Here is a 20,335-nt window from a genome sequence, read left to right on the forward strand (position 1 = left end):
TTGCCTTTCGGCAACTCACACGGCCCTATTAAAGTGAAATAAATTGTTATATCTTACAGCAGCTTGTCCACCTCACCCATCAGCGCTTTTCCAAGTGCCTCGGACTTCGCGTCAGCATCCTCTAAGGAGGTTCCCTTGATTCCATAGTAGAACTTGATCTTCGGCTCGGTGCCGGACGGACGGATGCACAGCCATGCATTGTCGTTCATGTCGTAATAGAGCACGTTGGAGGACGGCAGGCCGGTCGGAGTTACTTCTCCGGTTGCCATGTTGCGGATGGTGTCGTTCTTGTAATCTCTTGCGGAGAGTACCTTGTAGTCGCCAAAGCCTTCCGGTGTATTATTGCGGAAGTGCTCCATGATGGACTGGATCTTTGCCAGACCTTCGATGCCGGACAGACCGATGGATTTTACAGCGTCTTTGTAGTAGCCGTATTTCTCATACATCTCTACCATGGCATCCCACAGAGTCATGTTTTTGGTCTTGTAGTAGGCAGCAGCCTCACAGAGGGCAACGGTAGCGGAAACGGCATCTTTATCGCGGGCATAGGTACCGATCAGACATCCGTAGCTCTCTTCCATGCCGAACATATAGTGACCAACGCCGGTGCGCTCTTCTTTTAAGATCTGCTGGCCGATCCACTTAAATCCGGTCAGGCACTCTACCAGCTTGCAGCCGTAGGAAGCAGCCACTGCGTCGATGAGGTTCGTGCTTACGATGGATTTTACAACTTCGCCGTCTGCCGGAATCGCGTTCTTTGCAGCCTTCTGGCTCAGCACGTACTCGCACAGCAGGGAACCGGACATGTTTCCGGTAAGGGAAATGTATTTGCCAGATTTGGTATCTTTTACATAAACGCCAAGACGGTCTGCATCCGGGTCGGTTGCAAGAACGAGGTCTGCCTTCTTCTCCTCAGCCAGCTTTAAGCCGAGTGCAAATGCTTCTGCTGCCTCCGGGTTCGGATAGCTTACGGTTGGGAAGTCACCGTTCGGAAGCTCCTGCTCCGGTACTACATAAACATTCTCAAAACCGATCTCTTTTAAGACTCTGCGCACCGGGATGTTGCCGGTTCCGTGAAGCGGGGTGTAAACGATGGTAATGTCCTTCTGCATCTTGTCGATGGCATCCTGGTTTACAACCTGTGCTTTAACATGTGCGATGTATTTGTCATCGATTTCCTTGCCGATCACCTGATAGAGGCCTGCTGCCATGGCATCCTCTGCGCTCATGGTCTTCACGGTGGACAGATCCTCAATGGCAAGAACCTCTTCGGTTACGCCTTTGTCGTGAGGCGGGGTAAACTGTGCGCCATCCTCCCAGTATACTTTGTAACCGTTATACTCCGGCGGGTTGTGGCTTGCCGTCACGTTGATGCCGGCGATACAGCCTAACTCGCGCACTGCGAAGGACAGCTCCGGAGTCGGACGAAGAGACTCAAACTTGTAAGCCTTGATGCCGTTGGCTGCCAGGGTGCGTGCTGCCTCATCCGCAAACTCCGGGGACATGTGTCTGGAATCGTAAGCAATGGCAACGCCTTTACTGCTGCCTCCCTGTTTGATGATGTAGTTTGCCAGACCCTGGGTCGCACGGCGCACTACATAAATGTTCATGCGGTTGATGCCTGCACCGATAATTCCGCGCAGACCTGCCGTACCGAATTCCAGATCCATATAAAAACGCTCTTTGATCTCGTTTTCATCATGTTCGATTGCCTTTAATTCTGCCTTGGTGTCCTCGTCGAAATACGGATTAGACAGCCATTCCTGGTAAATCTTCATGTAATCCTTCATAAAAAAACTTCCTCCTGTGCTCCCTCATGATTTCATGCTGTAACTGCCAAGTATCTTCACAGTTAACACTATCTTTATTATACCTCAGCAAGGGAAAAAAAGGAAGCCGAAGATGTCTGCATTGTCAATTTATGAACGACAAAACACGACAAAATTCCGATAATTTCAAATTCTTATAATCCTAGCCAGAAAAATCCGGATCTTGAAATACATTCTGCAAAAAACGGTTTCTTGAGCCCTGCTGTGCTTCCAGCGTCTTTAATTTTTCTACATTTTTTTCCGGGATCCAGGCCTTATTCGCATTGTAGTAGTAGTTCAGCTGTTTCCAGTATTTTTCCGGATATAAAAACAGGAAATACAGATAGTTCCGGTCATCCTCCGTCATAGGCAGCACAGCATTATAGGCCTCCAGCATGGCATATCCCAAAAATTCATCCCAGCCATGCTTTTCCATGACTTTCCGCATAAAACGGTACAGATCGCTCATCTGACGTCCCAGATGCATCTGGCTAAACCCGGTAAATGCCGCTGTCTGGCTTTCTGGCAAAAGCAAGATGTGATGCTGGTCTAAATCTCCATGACACAAAAAGAGCCGGTTTCCCGCCTGATCGTGATCCAGCGGCTCCAGCCCTTTTTCTGCATGCAGTGCCTGATGGTAATACTCATCAAAGTTCTGCATGACACGTAATTCAAATTCTGTTTTCTTTCGTTTCGTGCGGATAAAATTCCGCACCCGCTTCATTTCCCGGTTGTGACGCGCCATTTCCTCTGAAAGCGCCGGCAGCACCGTGGAGCCAAGGCTCCATTCCTCCCGCCACAGAATCTTCTGGAGTGTCTTGTGAAGCGCAGCGATCTGGCGAATACAAAAAAGGATCTCCTTCCGGTCACGCAGACTGCATTCGCGCTCAGAAAACCAGTTCTTTAAAACATACTTTACCCCATCCGGCCCAGCTGTCATCAGCCCGTCTTCCCGGTTTTTCACATAACTATCTACCCGGCAGACTGCCATCTGCAATAGCTCCTCCTGCACCGCACTCTCAAACTCCAGGCGTTTTTGTGTTCCCCGGTATTCCTTCAGAAGCCGGAGTCCATCCGGATACTCACAGATCCAGGCCCCACGTCCGCGCCGTACGCTTATTGCTTCTCCTTCGTACTGCTTTAAAACCTCCAGATAACTGTCGATCACGCTCACCCCTCCACTTCATATGCGGCAATCCGGCAGTCCCCCAAAACTCCGGACCAAACCTTCATTGCTGCCACGCCTTTCGTGAACAGTAATGTAACGTTTTCTCCAACCTATGAAATGGATTTCCGGATTATGCCAAGCAGCGTCTCCTTTTCATTATCCTGCGGTTTTTCCAGCACATGCTCTAAAAGCCCGTGCAGCATGGATCCCATCTCTTTTCCTGGCTTTACCCCTGCTGCGATCAGGTCCTGTCCCTTGACGGCAAGCTCTTTTAAGCCCAGACAGTCACCACGCTCACGGATGGTTTCCACCAGCGTGCGGATTTCCGGTCCATATCCGTTTAAATCCATCAGACTGTCCCAGACCTCCGGCTCCATGCGGCTCATCATGCGGCGCACCTCCACCTCACAAGCTTCCGGCACCACACCGGCCCAGGTAACCAGTGTCTTCACCTTGGAGATCGTGTCATTGTCCAGCTTTAAGTCGCGAAGCACCTGCACTGCCTGCTCCGGTCCCTTGCCGCAGCGAAGGAAAGCTGCCCAGCGCACATACTTTTCCTTTGGAAGCTCTGCCGATGTCCGTGCCTGCTTCCAGTCAAGCTGTGCAAACACCGGTGATACATAGGTGCTGATTCCGGTCTCATAAACTTCACGGATCTTTTCCGGGTGGTCGGAGCAAAGAAGCTTGGTCAGCTCCATCTGGATACGCTCCTTGCTGACCTTGGCCAGATTTGGCGCGATCACGGAAATGGCATCAAAGGTTTCCTTTTCAATCTCGAAATCCAGCTGGGCAGAGAAACGGATGGCCCGGAGAATACGGAGTGCGTCCTCCGTAAAACGCTCCATGGCATTGCCCACGCAGCGGATCCGGTGCGCTTTTAAATCTGCCATGCCATCAAAGGCATCTACAATCCCGGTTTTATGGCTGTAAGCCATAGCGTTGATGGTAAAATCCCTCCGCCGCAGATCCTCCAGAAGGTCAGAAGTAAATTCCACCTGTTTCGGATGCCGGCCGTCCTCATACTCCCCGTCGATGCGGTAAGTCGTCACCTCGTAGCCGGTGCGGTCCAGCATGATGGTCACCGTTCCATGCTGGATACCGGTATCGATGGTGCGGCGAAACAAGGCCTTTACCTGCTCCGGTCTTGCCGAGGTTGTAATATCCCAGTCTCCCGGCGTTCTTCCTAAGAGTGTGTCACGCACACAGCCGCCCACCGCAAAGGCTTCGTAGCCGTGGCTGTTTAAGGTCCGGATGATCTGCTCCACATGGGCAGGAATCTGCATGCTGTTCATAGTGTTTGTTCTCACTTTCTTTTCGTTCATAGTCTGTCACGGTTCACAGGCAGGAATTTTCTGAGCTGAATCTAGCCGTGAACAGCAACAATTTGCCATATCATTATAGTTGGCCTTTCCGTAAAATACAAGTTCCTGTTTCCATTATTCCTGTTCACACATTGCGCAAACAAGTATCTTTATCGTTACTTTTTTGTACGCTTGCGCATCTTTCGATTTACAAACACGTTCCCAAATTATATAATGAAAAGACATGCTTCATTTACAGTCAATCTTACAGAAAGGAAAACACGAACTTGATCATAAAGCTTATCGAAACCGTTTACGCCTTTTTATGGGGCGATCTGTTTACCATTCCAGTTATGGGAAGCTCCATCGGCATCTCCCTGATGCTTCTGCTTCTGATCCCGGCCGGAATTTACTTCACCATCCGCACCCGGATTCTTCCAATCCGCCTGTTCCCGGATATGATCCGGGCCCTGAAGGAAAAGAAGGAAACCCCAGACAGTCTCTCTTCCTTACAGACCCTGATCATTTCCACCGCTACACGCGTTGGTATGGGAAATCTGGTCGGAGTTGTGGCTGCCGTATCCTTAGGCGGCGCGGGTGCCGTATTCTGGATGTGGATCACCGCCCTGCTTGGCGCCTCCACGGCCTTTGTAGAAGCTGTTCTGGCACAGAAGTATAAGGAGCCGGACCTGCTTTACGGTGGTTATCACGGCGGCCCGGCTTATTACATTCATCACTTCGTAGAAGAAAAACGGAACAAAAACGCCACCAGCACTGCCTCTGCAGATACCTTTTCCTCAGATGCTTTTTCCGCAAATGACCGTAACTGCAAACGTTCTATCCTTGCCTGCCTGTTTGCCATCTCCGGCCTTATCTGCTGGTGCGGCATCAGCCAGGTCATCAGTAACTCCGTGAGCTCTGCGTTTGCAAATGCATTCCAGATTCCGCCGGTTCTCACGACCGTTGTCCTTGTGGTTCTGGCTGCAGTCATCGTACTCCAGAAAAATGCCACCGTAAAGATTCTGGATATCATGGTTCCGGTCATGGCGGTTGGCTTTTTCCTGCTGACCGTATTTATCATCCTGATCAACCTGCCGAAGCTTCCGTCCGTCTTTGTCCGGATCTTCACCGAAGCGTTTGGCATGCGGCAGGCCGTATCCGGTGGCTTCGGCGCAATCCTTATGAATGGCGTAAAGCGCGGCCTGTTCTCCAATGAAGCCGGATCCGGTTCCGCTCCCTGCGCGGCGGCTGCCGCCCAGAGCAAAGATCCAGTGCAGACTGGTCTGACCCAGTCACTTGGAGTCCTGATAGATACCATCGTCATCTGCAGCTGCACTGCCATGATCATGCTGCTGGCCCCGGAAGAAATCACGGCAGGACTTACCGGCATGGATCTTTTACAGACTGCCATGCACTACCACCTTGGCAGCGCCGGTGTCATCTTTATCGCCGTGACCCTGGCACTGTTCAGTTTTTCCACATTTATCGGCATCCTGTTTTACGCACGCTCCAACGTAGCCTACCTCTTTGGAAACCGCTGGTGTTACCAGACTGCTTACAAGGTACTGGCACTGGTCATGCTGTTTATCGGTGGACTTCAGCAGTATACGGTTGTCTGGGATCTGGGAGATGTAGGAATCGGACTTATGACACTGTTTAACATTGCAGTGCTGTATCCGATGTCAAAAGAAGCACTGGAATTGTTGAAGCAGTATGAAGAGAAGAAATATTCTAAATAATTAAGAAAATATAAGCAACCTGTATTTTTGCAACCGACGCAGCAAATACACAAAGCAATGGAACAGATTGCAAATTGTACGAACACAAGAAAAAGGGGGAATCATTCATGCCGCTGTCCGTCCTGATCGAGATGACCATCTCCGCCATCCTTACCGTGTGGTCACCCGGTCCCAACAATATCCTGCTGCTTTCCACGGCAAGCAAATACGGGGTATCCGGCAACCTGCGCTTTATGACTGGCATCTGGAGCGGTTCCCTCACGCTGATGTGCCTTTCCGGACTGTTCTGCAGCACGCTCGGCACGGTGATTCCAGGTATCCAGCCCGTTATGAAATATCTGGGCGCAGCCTATATCCTCTATCTGGCGTGGCAGACCTGGAAACGGTGCCCGCCGTCCGACCAGGTGCAGGAGAAAAAGCCCACCTGGCTGATGGGCTTTTTCCTGCAATTAGTCAATGTAAAAATCATCATTTACGGACTTACCATGTTTTCCGCGTACATCCTGCCTTACGAATCCAGAAGTTACATGCTCTTTTTCTTTGCCGTTTATCTGATGGTCCTTGGCGCACTCGGAAATCTGATCTGGGCCTTTGCGGGAAATGTGCTGAAGCGGTTTTACACCAGCTGCTATAAGCTGATGAACGCTGTTATGGCATTGCTGCTGGTGTGGTGTTCGCTGCGGATCATAGGTGTGTTGTAATCCACTCCCGCAATCCGGCAGCCACCCTTTTCACCAGACCATGATTCTTCCCACCTGCATTGATCCCAATCACAACCAAATCGTTTCGCACAATGGCAGGAAACTGGAAATCACACTGGTTCTGGTCACCGGCATGGTTGACCGGAATGCCGCGTTCATGGCAAAGACGTGCAATTTCATCGTTCACAGCCGAGTTATTGGTTGCTGCAATAACCAGAAATGCCTGTTCCAGATCCTGTTCTGTAAAAACGCGGCGTTTCCAGGTCAGAAGTCCTTTCTCCGCAAGTGCCGGAACCGGAACGATTCTACATTCCCCGATGGATTGTTGATTCTTGTCTGATTGGTCTGAAAACTCATTACCTTCCTCCGGTGCTACCACCGTCACATCCGCGCCAAATTCCACCAAAGCCGTGGCGCGCCGGGCTGCAATCTTCCCGGCTCCTGCAATCAGTATCTTTTTCCCGCGCAGATCTACAAATAGCGGGAAATATCCTATATCATATTCCATTTTTCGCTCCATGTTACTGTTTCCGCGTCCTGCAAACAAATGTGCCACGCAGCCACCTGACAGACCATCGTTCCCTCCGTGTTGCTCTTTCCACGCTGCACAGCCAGCAGCTGCCGGAATTCTATAACCGCTGTCCCTGCAGCTGCTGTTTTTTGTTTCAGACAGCTTACAGCATGCCTTCCACATCTGCCTGCATCACGGCCGCCATGCCCTCCGCTGTATACTCCACCGCATCTGCGTAAACCGGAAGTCCCAGTTCCTGAAGTGTTTTTGTGGTAGAGGGGCCGATGGAAATGAGCTTTGCAGTCATCTGCACCTTCACCTCCTGCTCCAGCATCGAGGCCAGCGCCTTGGCCGCAGAGCTGCTTGCTACGGTCACATAGTCCACCTCCCGGATCACCCGGTTTAATTCTTCTGCGCGTCGCAGGTCGGTCCAGGTTTCATAACAGCCGATATCATCGTATGCAATTCCTGCCTTTGCCAGTGCCTGCGGCAGTACCACAGAGCCGCGTTCAACGCGGAATAAGGCAACCGTTTCCTCCGGCTTTAAGGCCGGGATCCACTCTGCTGCCAGATCCGCCCCGGAAAAGCTTTCCGGCACAAAATCACTCTGGAAACCATGGCGTAAAAGTGCCTCCGATGTTTTCCGTCCAATGACTGCGAACTTTACATTCATGAGGCTGCGCAGGTCAATCCCCTGTTTTCTTAACATCTCAAAGAAGATATCCACTCCATTTCCACTGGTGAACACGATCCACTGGTAAGTTCCGATTTTCCTAAGCGCCTGCTCAATCTGTTCGTTCCACAGTGGTCTTGTTTCGATCAGGCTTAATGCGATCAGCTCCGCTCCAAGCGGATGAACCGTATCTTCCATCTCTTTTGCAAAGCCTCTGGTTCCGGTCACCAGGATCCGTTTTCCGGAAAGAGCCCCTTTTCCAAACCAGGAAAGGGAATCCTTTAAGTCCACTACCGGGCCTATCACGGAAATCGCCGGGGTTTTTAAACCGGCACGCTCTGCCGTCTCTGCGATATGGGCCAGATCGGCCTTCACGCTTTTCTGGGCTGCCGTGGTCCCTCGCTCCAGGACGGCAGCCGGTGTTTTCGGGTCTTTTCCATTAGCAATCAGATTTGAGGCGATCTTATCCAGATTTTTCAATCCCATGAGGAAAACCAGCGTTCCCTCTTCCTTTGCAAGGGTCCGGTAATCCAGTGCAGACTCTTCCTTGCTGATATCCTCATGTCCGGTGATCACATGGAAAGAAGAAGCCAGGCCGCGGTGTGTCACCGGGATTCCCGCATAAGCCGGTACACTGTAAGAAGATGACACACCAGGTACGATCTCAAACGGAATCTTTCTTTTTGCAAGCTCCAGTGCTTCCTCTCCACCGCGCCCGAAAATAAAGGGATCGCCGCCCTTTAAGCGGACAACTGCTTTCCCTTCCAGCGCCTTTTCCACCAGCAGCGCAGAAATCTCCTCCTGGCGCATGTGGTGATGACCGGAACGTTTGCCTGCATAGATCAGCTCTGCATCCAGCCGGGCCTCATTTAAAATAGAACCAGAGATCAGGTTGTCGTAAACGATCACATCGGCTTTCCGAACGCAATCCAGCCCTTTTTTCGTAAAAAGGCCGGCATCTCCCGGTCCTGCACCAACCAGATAGACCGGTTTGCAGCGGACCGCAACCGTCAGGTCGTGAGCCAGCTTTTTCGCACAATCGAGAGGTTCTGCCTCCAGCACACAGCTCTGGCTCCGGTACTGCGGGTGCACGCCGTCCTGTGCATACATCACATGCATCGTCAGCTTACCGGCTTTTCTATCCAGCCTGCAGTGCGCTCCGCACGGGGCATTGCAGCCACCGCCCAGGATTGTCAGAAACTCCCGCTCTGCCGTAAGCTCCGCCTCTGTCTCCACAGAATGGATGGCCTGCATGATCTCTGCCAGCTCTCCTTCCCGGATTTCCACTGCCAGGATTCCCTGCCCTGCTGCCGGCACGAACTGTTCCCGGTCAAGATGCTCAAAATACAGGGTATCCGCAGCCTCACTTCCCGCACTCAGTTTTTTCCCCTCGATCTCCAGACGCTTCAACCCCGCTGCAGCCAGCAAAATCCCGTCATACTGCCCGCTCTTTAACTTTTCCAGCCGGGTCTGTACATTTCCGCGCAGCAGCTTCACCTGCACCTGCGGGTTCATCTGCTGAATCTGGATCTGTCTGCGCAGGGAGCTGGTTCCAATTACACTTCCCGGCGCCAGTTTCCGGGCCGGAGTGCCGGTTGTCGTGACCAGCACATCGGACGCATCCTCTCGTGAAAGCACTGCTCCAAGAGCCAGTCCTTTTGGAAATTCCATCGGCATATCCTTGGCACTGTGGACTGCCATATCGATTTTTCCTTCCAGGAGTGCTTCCTCCAGTTCCTTAGTGAAGACTCCTTTTCCACCAAAGCTGGTCAGCGAACGGTCCAGGATTTTATCTCCCTTCGTGCTCATCGGCACAATTTCGATCTCTAAAAATGGAAAATGTGCCAGAATCACTTCCCGCACAATTTCCGTCTGGACCATTGCCAACCGGCTCTTTCTTGTTCCGATCCGCAATGTGTTGTTATTCATTTACAATTCCTCTGATTTCTCATTCACTTTTTGTGTTGCCACTCACGCACAGCGCAGACAACAGCGGATTTCCCGCACAGTCATGGCTTTTATTCCTGCAGTAATCCAAGCTTCTCCATGGCATACCAGATGCCGTCCTGCTCCACGGTTTTCGTCAGAAAACTGGCATACGGCTCCAGCTCCGGGCTATGTTTTCCCATAAGCACTGCATTCGGCACATGCTCAAACATGGCCATGTCGTTGGTGCTGTCGCCGAATACATAAGCATCCTCAAGCGTCAGTCCGTAATGCTTTAATACCACGTCAATGGCAGTTGCCTTGCTGAAGCCCTCCGGAACACACTCATAAAAGCCGTCTCCCCGGTCGATCACAGAAATATCCAGATCCAGGTTCCGGAAAAAGCCGGTCCGGTCACTCTGCCCGTCGGTCAGCACACAGAACTTATTTACTTCCTCATCTACCGCTTCCGGCGCAATCCACTCCACCAGCTTTCCGAAATTACTGCGGAGCTGCTGCCCAAACGGCATACGGCCGGAAGCGCTGCAGTAATAACAGGTTCCCGGTCCCTCCAGGAAGATATCCGCGTCAGAATCTACCGCAAGTCTGGCAATGCGCCGGACCTGGGCAGCTGGCATCAGCCGGTTTAAGAGAATGTTGCCTTCGGATTCCACATAGGTTCCGCAGCCGCAAAGCCAGCCATCTGCCTCGGCAATATTGTGGATCTGCTCCGTTTCCCCGTAGGAACGCCCGGTGTTGATAAAAACCAGATGTCCCAGTGAGCGGGCAATGGAAATGGCTTTCTTGGCACTCTCTGGAACCGTTTTTGTTACTTCACTGAGTAACGTTCCGTCAATGTCAAAAAATAACGCTTTTCTCTTACTCACGCTTCATCTCCGCGGAACACGATCGTGCCCGTTTTTTCATCCATACTGTCAACGATCGCAAGGGATTCCAGACGGATTCCCTTAGAACGGATGATGTCTCCGCCTACCTGGAAGCCTTTTTCGATGACAATGCCAGCTCCTACTAACTCTGCGCCGGATACCTCAACCAGGGCAGCCAGTCCCTCCAGGGCCTTTCCGTTTGCCAGGAAATCATCGATCAGAAGAACCTTATCGCCTTTTCCAAGGAACTCCTTGGAAACAATGATATCGTAAACGCGTCCGTGGGTGTAGGACTCTACCTGGCTGGTATAAACATCCCCGGCGATATTTTTGGTCTTGTTCTTCTTTGCAAATAATACCGGCACATGGAACTGCTGTGCAACCACACAGGCAATGCCGATTCCGGATGCCTCGATGGTGAGGATCTTGTTGATCTCACAATCCGCAAATCTGCGCTTGAACTCCTTACCGATCTCCACAAAAAGATCGGTGTCCATCTGGTGATTCAAAAAACTGTCTACCTTTAATACGTTTCCTGCCTTAATCTTGCCATCCTTACGGATTCTGTCCTTTAAGAGCTGCATCTGGATATCCCCCTTGTATTTTTCTGGTTGTCTCTTTTATTTTTCCCTGTAACTTTTTCTGTTACCATTCACACAGATAACTATTTATTTTACTACTGCATTATCAGCAATAAATTCAATTACCTTATAAATCATGGCTCTCTCGTCGATGCCATCCTCCCCGTAAGTATCCTGCAGGGTCTTTAGATCACTTCCATACTGCTGTGCAATGTTCTCACGGTCAGCATCCTCGATCGTGAGACCTTCCTTCTCTGCAATGGCGTCGATCAGAAGCTGCTGCTTAATTCCGTTTTCCGAATCCTTTCTTAACTGGTCTTTAAACTCGTCTTCGGTCATTCCGCTCATCTCTGCATAGCTCTCCAGGGTAAAGCCATAATAGGAGAACATATTTTCGTAGTAGCTGAGCTGGTTTTCGTATAACTGGTCTACTGCTGCCTCGTTCACACTGAATTCAGAATTGTCCATAGCTACCTGGAACGCATCGTTCTGCAGCTGCTGCTCGGCATTCTGCTCCTTCTCACTCTGAAGGGTGGAAAGGGTGTCGGCACGGAACTCATCGACCGTGGAGAAATCAGAAACACGCTGTACAAACGCATCGTCTAAAACAGCTGATTTCTTTTCTTCGATCTTGTTTACGGTTACATCAAATACAACCGCCTGTCCGGCCAGATCTGCATTGCCGTAATTTTCCGGGAAGGTCAGGTTCAGGCTGCGCTCTTCCCCGGTAGTGGCACCGATCAGACCGTCCTCAAAGCCATCGATAAAGGTACCGGAGCCAAGCTCTAAGTCATATCCCTCTGCAGTTCCGCCGTCGAATGCCTCGCCGTCCTTCATGCCTACATAATCAATATTTACCGTATCGCCTTCCTGAGCCGGGCGGTCGGTGATCTCAATGATCTCCGGGTTTGCTGCCAGGATATTCTGGATGCGGGCTTCCACTTCCTCATCGGTTACGGCAGTATCTGCCTTCGTCACCTCAACACCCTTGTATTCGCCAAGCTTTGTTACTTCACCCTTGTCGGTGATCTCAGCCTGGGTCTCGCTTGCTGCAGTGGTTGTCTCAGTTGTATCTGACTTTTTGCCGCAGCCTGCCGCCAGAAGTACTGCTGCCGCACAGCAAAGGGTCAGTTTCACATGTTTTCTCATAATTCTTGTCCTCATTTTGTCTTTCTCAATATTTCCTACAGTTATAACATATCGCAGGCATGAAAAAAAGCATTTCCTTATAATTTTATCATTTTTTTAGACAGACGGCTGCTGTTTGCACAAGCATCCCCAGCAGCCGTAAGTGATACGCATTCCCTATTTATAAAACGCGCAGAACGCTTTGTATGTATTGTATACATCCAGCTTGGAGGAAAGCTCAAACGGCGCATGCATGGAGAGGATCGGCACACCCAGATCCACCACATCGATGTTCATATGCGCTACATACTTGGCGATGGTTCCACCGCCACCCTGGTCTACCGCACCAAGCTCACCGGCCTGCCAGTACACTCCGTTTTCTTCCATGATTCCGATCACCTTTGCCATGGTCTCTGCGCTGGCATCGTTGGAGCCAGACTTTCCGCGTGCTCCGGTGTACTTGGTCAGGACACAGCCCTTGTTGATGTAGCAAGAGTTATTCGCCTCATACACATCCGCAAAGGTCGGGTCGTAAGCCGCGTTGACATCGGAAGAAAGGCAAAGTGCGTGCTCGCACAGATCCTTGACATCTGCCCCCTGCATCTGGGCCAGACGCTCCAGATAATGCTTTAAGAAATCGGAATTCATGCCGGTGTTGCCCTCGGAGCCGATCTCCTCCTTGTCAACCAGCGCCGTTACCGTGGTGTATTCCGGGCGCTGTGCCTGTATTTCTGCCATCAGCGCCGTATAAGCGCAGACGCGGTCATCCTGTCCGTAAGCACCGACCATGCTGCGGTCCAGGCCGATATCGGCAGCCTTGTATGCCGGGACCATGACGATCTCAGCCCGGTAAAAGTCTGCCTCGGTAATACCATATTTCTCATTTAAGAGCTTTAATGCCATCAGCTTCACCGGCTCTTTTACGCTGTCATCCACGAACGGAATGGAACTGATGATCACATTCAGTTCTTCTCCCTTTAAGCCTTCGCTTAGCTTGCGCTCATTCTGCTTTGCTGCCAGGTGCGGGAGCAGGTCACTGACGCAGAATACCGGATCGCCTTCTTCTTCACCAATTGAAATTTTTACGGTCTCGCCGTTCTTCTTAATGACCACGCCGTGCATGGCAAGCGGGGTGGTTCCCCACTGGTATTTACGGATTCCGCCGTAATAATGGGTCTTGAAATAAGCAATATCCGTTTTCTCATAAACCGGATTCGGTTTTAAGTCCAGACGCGGGGAATCGATGTGTGCGCCATTGATGCGGACACCTTCCTTTACCGGCTTTTCACCAAAGGTTGTCATGATGATCGCTTTTTTGCGGTTGATGAAGTATACCTTATCCCCCGGCTGGTACTGCTTTGTAAAGTCAATGGCATGGTAACCTGCTGCTTCCAGGCGGTTTACCGCGGCCTCTACGCACTCGCGCTCGGTCTTTCCTTCATTCAAAAATGCTTTGTATCCTTCGCAGAACGCTGCTGACTCGTCCACCTGCTTTGGTGCTTCCTTTCCGATATGTGGGAAAGAAAACGTCAGCTGCTCTTCTAACAGCTTTCCTGCGGATTTCTCTTTTTCACTCATGATGTCTGCTCCTTCTTCTGTTCCTGTTTGCGCAACGCGTGAACAAGAATCACTTTTTCTTTCATCTACGCATGAATGCCGTTTTCATCGGCATCCAGCACCAGCGTAAACGGCCCGTCATTTAACAATTCTACCTTCATGTCTGCGCCAAAGCTTCCATGCTCCACCTTCGGAACATACTGCCTGCAGCGCTCCACAAAATACTCATAAAGCTGGTTTGCCTTATCCGGCGCCCCCGCCTTGATAAAGCTCGGCCGGTTCCCCTTATGGCAGTCCGCATACAAAGTAAACTGGCTGACCACTAAAAGCTCCCCGCCTACATCGGTCAGGGACAGGTTTGTTTTCCCGTTTTCATCGGCAAAGATCCGAAGCTTGCAGATCTTATCTGCCATTTTATCGGCTACCGTCTCATTGTCCTCATCAGACACGCCAAGAAGGATCAGAAATCCGTTTCCGATCGCCCCGATGACCTCACCGTCGACCTTGACACTGGCCTGTGTCACTCTCTGTAAAACTACACGCATAGTATTCTCCTGTTGTAACGGTTTTCGATTCACCGTTGTTCTGTATTCTATTCTCTAGTCTGAAGCATCGCCCGGCACCATTCTAGCGTAATACCAGCTTCAAATACTCCAGCAGGGATTCCGTTGCCTCTTCCCGGTAGACGATCTCCCTCGCCAGCACCGGACGGTCTGTGATAATGCCGTCTACCCCGAGAAGGGTCAGCCGCTCCAGTTCGCTCTTGGTATTGACCGTCCATGCATAGACTGCCTTACCTTGTTCATGCGCATTCTGCATCAGGGCAGAGGTCACAAAACCGGAACGGATGCTGATAAAATCGACATCCTCATTGGAATAAAAATTTCCGTAAGCCGCAGAGATAATGTATCCGGTACGGATCTCCGGCAGCACCTCCTTCACCCGCTTTAAGTAAGACAGGTTGGTGGAAGTGATCACGCACTGGTTCTCCATTCCGTATTCTTTGATCATCTCCGCCGTTTTTTCCGGCAGCTCGCTGTTTTTTCCTACATATTTGATCTCGACATTCAGACCAATCTTCTGGCTGCACAGCTCCAGCACCTCGCTAAGTGACGGAATCCTGGTGCCCTCATATTCCGGTGAAAACCAGGAGCCCACATCCAGCTTTTCCAGCTCCGCAAAGGTCATCGATGCGATCGACCGGTTCACCCCTGCCACCCGCTTCAAGCTGGCATCGTGCCCCAGAACGATCACCCCGTCTGAGGTCATCTGTACGTCGATCTCCGCACTGTCTGCCATTTCCTCCATGGCTGCCTCAAGCGCCGGAATGGTGTTTTCCGGTGCAGTGACCGAGCTTCCGCGGTGCGCCGTGATCTCCGTTTCGATGAGAAGCTCTTCGGAAAGCTCCGAGCCGTTGCGGACCAGATCATAGATATAAAACATTCCGACACAGACTGCCGCGGTCAGGACAATCACCAGTGTTTTGCGGTTTATGCTTCCCTTTGCCGGATAACCAAAGTCCCATCGTTCTGTGTGGAACCGGCGGTTTCCATACTGGTAATAAGCCACGGAAAGTGCCGCATACACCGCCACAGTTGCAAAAATCGAAGCCAGATAGATGATTCCGGTCTCCAGCCGGCCAGCCGCGGAAAGGAGGATCGCCATAGACAGGCTCTGCCTGAAAAAACGTACCGCACAAATTGCAGCAATGCAGACGGAAGCCGCATACACCGCTATGGCAAACGCGATCACCACAAGCTCCCAGAACATGGCAAGCGAAGCGATCTTCCATTTCCGCTTGTGGGTCATCTGCCAGCTCCGCACTACCCCGCTGTGAAAATGCTTTTGCTCGATCATACAGCCGTAAGCCGTGAGACACCTTGGAATGAGCGCCAGTATCCCAAACAGCAGCAGGATCAGCAAAAATGCCACTGCGACCGGCTGCTTTTTCAGCTCCTGGAAAATAAAATTGGCCGGCTTATAGCGGACGATCGTCCGCAAAATAAACGGCAGATGGATCAACAGATACTGGGCTGTCACAAAAAGCGGCAAACGCCAGTTTCTCTTTAATATCTCATCCTTTAATTTCTGGATTCCGCCCCACAAAATATGCAAAGGGGTCAGCTTCTGATAATAGGCTGACCCCTGAAATGCAGTAATCAGTCCGGCCGTCTCCAGCGACAGCAGCAGGATCCCGGCAAACGCCACCGCGGCAAATATCAGCAGCGTCACCGGCCGTATCAGGAAGTTTCCGATATTAGCCGGTGTCAGATAGCTGTAGCCTGCCGCCTTCAGCGCAAGCCGGATTCCGCGGCTGACAAGCCGCATATAGACCGGTGTTGTGATTCCACGGTATAAAAGCTCGAACAAAAGAATATTTTTCCAGTTCTGCCGTATGATCTGCCAGGTATCTTTTGTCAATCTCTTCATAGATTACTCTTTCGGTTCCGGTTCGTCCTCCTGGGCCTTTCTGGTCTCCAGGATCGACTGATTCAAAGAAAACATCTTTGCATCCAGCATATCGACCATATCGGCGCATGCCTTCAGCTCAGCCTGCAGCGAATCCGGACCGCTTCCTTCAAACTTATAATAGATCTTGTGCTCCAGGCTGGCCCAGAAATCCTGCGCGATCGTGCGGATCTGGATTTCCACCTTGGTTTCCACCGGACCTTCCGTGAGATAAATGGGGATCGTCACCACCATGTGATAACTTTTGTAGCCGTTTGGCTTGGGTTTGCGGATGTAATCCTTCACATAAAGAACCGTAACGTCTTTTTGTCTGGCGATCATGTCCGCGATCTGGTAAATATCCTGGTTAAAAGAACAGATGATGCGGATTCCCGCAATGTCACTGAGTTTCTCTACCATGTTTTCAATGGTGACCTCATAGCCATTGCGCTTCATTTTCTTGACGATGCTGTCCGGAGTCTTGACCCTGGATTTGATGTGTTCGATGGGCGTATGCCCATACATATGGATGAACTCTTCGTTTAAGATCTCAATTTTGGTGTTGATTGCCTTCAGTGCCGATTCGTACAGAAACATGACAGAATTCCATTGATCCAGCTGACTGTAGGCATTTGGGATATATACCAACCCTATCCCTCCTTTGATTGATGCGCTGCAGCCGGAAAAAATCTTAGAACTTCAGGCCCTGCAGCAATGCGCCTAAACCAGTTGTTGCCTCGCCGGTCTCTTTGTAGTCGAATTTTTCTACCGGCTCTTCCGGCTCGCCGTCTGCAGTCAGAGCTTTCATGCTGAGGCTGATCTTGCCGTCTTTTACGCCGGTAACCTTTACGGTCACGTTCTGACCCTCTTTTAATACTACGCCCGGATGTTTGATGCGCTGGCTGCTGATCTGGGAAACGTGTAAGAGTCCGCTTAAACCATTCTCCAGATTGATGAATGCGCCGTAGTCCTTTAAGCTGTCTACGGTACCATTCACAACAGAACCAACTTCAACAGCAGCAAGTTTCTCTGCACGCTCTGCTGCCTTTTTCTCCTCCAGGACTGCTCTTGCGGAAAGAACCAGTCTCTTTTTCTCCATATCTACCGTGATCGGAACCACCTCGAGGTGCTGGCCTACCAGATCTTCCAGCTTCTCAACATAGTGATCTGCTGCCTGGGATGCCGGGATAAAGCCCTGAATATCGTCGACAAATGCAACCAAACCGCCTTTGACAGCCTCTTTTACTTTTACCTTTAATACGGTTTTATCCTGCATCTGCTGTGCAAGCTCTGCCCACTTCTCTGCGTCCGGGCCTTCCTGATCCTGATATGCATTACTGCGGCGTGCGTCATATTCCTTATAAGATGCCTCCAGCTCGCTGGCAAAATCTTCCATTGTTTCTTTTACTTCGCTCATGATGTTTACTCCTTTTCCCGTTCCCTCTGGGAACGTCTCAATACTACTACCCACTTTACCATATTTCCTGTCAATTTGCTATAGTTTTCTGGTTTTCTCCCGAAAAGCGTGTTATAATTTTCATGTTGGAACCGGACCGTCCTGCCCGGATCCGGCAGGCTTATTTTGATTACATCCATGTCATATTTTATCAGGAGAACTTACACTATGATCCACGATATTTTAGATCTTCATACCCATACGATCATGAGCGGACACGCCTACAATACCATGCAGGAAATGCTCCGCTCTGCATCCGAAAAAGGTGTGAAACTTCTTGGCATCACCGAGCATGCCCCGCGCATCCCGGGTGCCTGCCACCCCTTTTATTTTATTAACTTCAAGGTCGTCCCAAGGCAGCAGTTCGGCGTTAAGCTGATGCTGGGCTGTGAGCTGAACATCATCGACTATGAGGGGAACATTGACTTAGAACCCCGCTATGTGAACGGGCTGGACTTTGCCATTGCCAGCATCCACGATCCCTGCTATACCAGCGGCACCGTTGCCCAGAACACGGCTGCCTACCTGGGCGCCATGAAAAATCCGGCTGTTCAGATCATCGGCCACCCGGACGACGGACGTTTCCCAGTCGATTACGAGACCCTGGTCTGCGCCGCAAAGGAGAACCATGTACTTCTCGAAGTCAATTCCAGTTCCCTGCATCCGCAGTGCCACCGCCTGAACGCAAAGGAAAACTATATCACCATGCTGGAGCTGTGCCGCCGCCACAGGGTATCCGTCATTCTCGACAGCGATGCACACAGTGATGCCGACGTCGGCAACCACATCCGTGCCTGGGAACTGCTTCACGAGATTGATTTTCCGGAGGAGCTCGTTGTCAATTCTTCGATAGAAAAGGCGGCGCAATATATTCCTTACCTAAACCAGACACTTTATCTTGGAGGTAACGTCCATGATTAACTTTTTAAACCTGGAATATTTTCTGGTTGCCGCCGAGGAACTGAATTTTACCAAAGCAGCCAAAAAGCTTTTCATCTCCCAGCAGTCCTTAAGCAACCATATTTCCAATATGGAAAAAGAGTTCGATGTCATCCTCTTCAACCGCACCACACCCCTGACCCTGACCTACGCAGGCCAGGCTTTAAAGGAAAAGGCAAAGCAGATGCTGGAGCTGCGCGACGAGACCTACCGGCAGCTCGCCGATATCAAAGACTTCTCGGTTGGTCAGCTGACACTTGGACTTTCCCATACCCGTGGCCGTGTCATTCTGCCGGAAATCCTGCCTGTATTTAAGGATCGTTTTCCGAACATCGACTTAAAGCTGGTCGAGGGCAATTCCTCCGAACTGGCAGACGACCTTCTGCACGGCAACATCGACCTGATCATCGACATGCTTCCATTTAAAGTAGAAAATGTCGAAACCGTACCGATCTGCGAAGAGGAGATCCTGCTCGCCGTCCCGGACAGCGTTCTGGAACATGCATTTCCGGGGCGCTTAAAAGAGATCAAAGCCCAGCTTTCCAAACATACCGACTTAAAGCTTCTGGCAAACTGCCCATTTCTTCTGATCAACAAGGGAAACCGTGTCCGGACCATTGCGGACGAGATGTTTGAGGAAGCCCAGATCACACCGGATATCGTGCTGGAGACCGAGAATATCCAGACAGTCCTGGCTCTGGCCGAAAAAGGCATGGGTATTACCTTTTATCCGCGTATGTTCATCTCCGGCCAGGAGGAATCGCAGGAAAAAGCCAAGTCTGCGTTAAACTTCTACTCCCTGGACTATCCCAAAGCGCACGGAGTTTTAGCTATCGGTTACCACAAAGGTCATTATATGTCGCAGGCAACCAAAGAATTCATACAAACCGCAAAAGAAATGATCTAAGATGCCATGATAAACGGGAATCCCGGATCGAAAATAAGACAAAAACAAGATAACAAAAATGCAGTAAAAAATGCGGAGAAAAGGCTTGACAGTCTGCTCCGCATTTGCTATAATTCAATCATAGTAATTATTACTATTATTTATTGATGAAAGGAGCCGCGATGAAAACATTAAAATACAGCCGTCAGAGGGAATCCATCAAAGCTAGTCTCATGAACCGCAAGGATCATCCGACTGCAGACGCCGTATACGCAAGTATTCGCGAGGAATTCCCGAACATCAGCCTTGGCACTGTCTACCGGAACTTAAACCTCCTTGTAGCGTTAGGGGAAGTCCAGAAGCTCACCTTTGGTGATGGCAAGGACCACTTCGACGCAGACACCAGCCTGCATTATCACTTTGTATGCAGAAGCTGTGGTGCTGTCATCGATCTTCCCATGGAGCCGCTTTCCGATATTGACCAGAAAGCGCAGGCCTGCACCGCAGGCGAAGTGGACGCGCACACCGTATTCTTTTTTGGACGCTGCGCAGAGTGCCTGAAACAGGTACAGCATTAATACCAAACCGTATCTGAATCGCAAATGCGTGTTACCGTTTTGTACCTG

At 50.7% G+C, this 20,335-nt stretch carries 18 protein-coding genes; 5 read left to right on the forward strand and 13 right to left on the reverse strand.

What is annotated here, in order from left to right:
* Positions 1 to 53 precede the first annotated feature (53 nt).
* From DW922_RS00425 to DW922_RS00435, 3 genes are all read right to left on the reverse strand, one after another.
* A complete protein-coding gene (locus tag DW922_RS00425) occupies positions 54 to 1,790 on the reverse strand; it encodes a phospho-sugar mutase (RefSeq protein WP_118725451.1) in 1,737 nt (578 codons plus the stop codon).
* A 181-nt stretch (positions 1,791 to 1,971) separates the two neighbouring features.
* Positions 1,972 to 2,976: a spore coat protein CotS gene (locus tag DW922_RS00430; RefSeq protein WP_118718273.1), complete on the reverse strand. Its 1,005-nt coding sequence runs from the start codon at positions 2,974 to 2,976 to the stop codon at positions 1,972 to 1,974.
* Positions 2,977 to 3,086: 110 nt separating this feature from the next.
* The gene (locus DW922_RS00435; RefSeq protein ID WP_347560238.1) at positions 3,087 to 4,268 is read right to left on the reverse strand and encodes a CCA tRNA nucleotidyltransferase; all 1,182 of its coding nucleotides are present in this window, start codon (positions 4,266 to 4,268) and stop codon (positions 3,087 to 3,089) included.
* 296 nt (positions 4,269 to 4,564) lie between these two features.
* Between DW922_RS00435 and DW922_RS00440 the strand changes: the two genes are divergently transcribed.
* Positions 4,565 to 6,016, forward strand: coding sequence for an alanine/glycine:cation symporter family protein (locus DW922_RS00440; RefSeq protein WP_118725452.1), 1,452 nt, complete (start codon positions 4,565 to 4,567; stop codon positions 6,014 to 6,016).
* Positions 6,017 to 6,123: 107 nt separating this feature from the next.
* Positions 6,124 to 6,717, forward strand: a complete 594-nt coding sequence (locus tag DW922_RS00445) for a LysE family transporter (RefSeq protein ID WP_118725453.1) — start codon at positions 6,124 to 6,126, stop codon at positions 6,715 to 6,717.
* Here the strand turns inward: DW922_RS00445 and DW922_RS00450 are convergent.
* The 10 genes from DW922_RS00450 to DW922_RS00495 all read right to left on the reverse strand — a co-directional run bounded on the left by DW922_RS00450 (position 6,701) and on the right by DW922_RS00495 (position 17,845).
* A complete protein-coding gene (locus DW922_RS00450) occupies positions 6,701 to 7,237 on the reverse strand; it encodes a bifunctional precorrin-2 dehydrogenase/sirohydrochlorin ferrochelatase (protein ID WP_207666278.1) in 537 nt (178 codons plus the stop codon). The two genes, DW922_RS00445 and DW922_RS00450, sit on opposite strands and share 17 nt — an antisense overlap.
* Positions 7,238 to 7,391: 154 nt before the next feature.
* On the reverse strand, positions 7,392 to 9,830 hold the full coding sequence (gene hemC / locus DW922_RS00455; protein ID WP_118725455.1) for a hydroxymethylbilane synthase: 2,439 nt from the start codon (positions 9,828 to 9,830) through the stop codon (positions 7,392 to 7,394).
* A gap of 89 nt (positions 9,831 to 9,919) precedes the next feature.
* Positions 9,920 to 10,714 (reverse strand): HAD family hydrolase, encoded by a 795-nt coding sequence (locus DW922_RS00460; protein ID WP_118541333.1) that lies wholly within the window; start codon positions 10,712 to 10,714, stop codon positions 9,920 to 9,922.
* A complete protein-coding gene (locus DW922_RS00465) occupies positions 10,711 to 11,298 on the reverse strand; it encodes a xanthine phosphoribosyltransferase (protein ID WP_118725456.1) in 588 nt (195 codons plus the stop codon). The genes DW922_RS00460 and DW922_RS00465 overlap by 4 nt, the downstream gene beginning before the upstream one ends.
* Before the next feature lie 84 nt (positions 11,299 to 11,382).
* The gene (gene tig / locus DW922_RS00470) at positions 11,383 to 12,444 is read right to left on the reverse strand and encodes a trigger factor (protein WP_182436763.1); all 1,062 of its coding nucleotides are present in this window, start codon (positions 12,442 to 12,444) and stop codon (positions 11,383 to 11,385) included.
* A 156-nt stretch (positions 12,445 to 12,600) separates the two neighbouring features.
* Positions 12,601 to 14,001 carry an aminopeptidase gene (locus DW922_RS00475; RefSeq protein ID WP_118725457.1) on the reverse strand — a complete coding sequence of 467 codons (1,401 nt, stop codon included), beginning with the start codon at positions 13,999 to 14,001 and terminating at the stop codon, positions 12,601 to 12,603.
* 65 nt (positions 14,002 to 14,066) lie between these two features.
* Positions 14,067 to 14,525: a D-aminoacyl-tRNA deacylase gene (gene dtd, locus DW922_RS00480; protein WP_118718283.1), complete on the reverse strand. Its 459-nt coding sequence runs from the start codon at positions 14,523 to 14,525 to the stop codon at positions 14,067 to 14,069.
* A gap of 82 nt (positions 14,526 to 14,607) precedes the next feature.
* Positions 14,608 to 16,410: a glycerophosphodiester phosphodiesterase gene (locus DW922_RS00485; protein ID WP_118725458.1), complete on the reverse strand. Its 1,803-nt coding sequence runs from the start codon at positions 16,408 to 16,410 to the stop codon at positions 14,608 to 14,610.
* 3 nt (positions 16,411 to 16,413) lie between these two features.
* Positions 16,414 to 17,076 (reverse strand): GTP pyrophosphokinase family protein, encoded by a 663-nt coding sequence (locus DW922_RS00490; RefSeq protein WP_118541321.1) that lies wholly within the window; start codon positions 17,074 to 17,076, stop codon positions 16,414 to 16,416.
* 43 nt (positions 17,077 to 17,119) lie between these two features.
* Positions 17,120 to 17,845 carry a S1 RNA-binding domain-containing protein gene (locus tag DW922_RS00495; RefSeq protein WP_118725459.1) on the reverse strand — a complete coding sequence of 242 codons (726 nt, stop codon included), beginning with the start codon at positions 17,843 to 17,845 and terminating at the stop codon, positions 17,120 to 17,122.
* Positions 17,846 to 18,052: 207 nt separating this feature from the next.
* On the opposite strand from DW922_RS00495, the gene DW922_RS00500 reads away from it, so the two are divergent.
* The 3 genes from DW922_RS00500 (at position 18,053) to DW922_RS00510 (ending at position 20,287) form a co-directional block, all read left to right on the forward strand.
* Complete coding sequence (locus tag DW922_RS00500; RefSeq protein WP_347560239.1) at positions 18,053 to 18,805, forward strand: phosphatase; 753 nt, start codon at positions 18,053 to 18,055, stop codon at positions 18,803 to 18,805.
* The gene (locus DW922_RS00505; protein WP_118725460.1) at positions 18,798 to 19,730 is read left to right on the forward strand and encodes a LysR family transcriptional regulator; all 933 of its coding nucleotides are present in this window, start codon (positions 18,798 to 18,800) and stop codon (positions 19,728 to 19,730) included. Before DW922_RS00500 ends, DW922_RS00505 begins: the two co-directional genes overlap by 8 nt.
* A gap of 161 nt (positions 19,731 to 19,891) precedes the next feature.
* Positions 19,892 to 20,287: a transcriptional repressor gene (locus tag DW922_RS00510; RefSeq protein WP_118725461.1), complete on the forward strand. Its 396-nt coding sequence runs from the start codon at positions 19,892 to 19,894 to the stop codon at positions 20,285 to 20,287.
* Positions 20,288 to 20,335 lie beyond the last annotated feature (48 nt).

It is taken from the genome of Clostridium sp. AM42-4 (assembly GCF_003480105.1).
GTDB lineage: Bacteria > Bacillota > Clostridia > Lachnospirales > Lachnospiraceae > Brotaphodocola.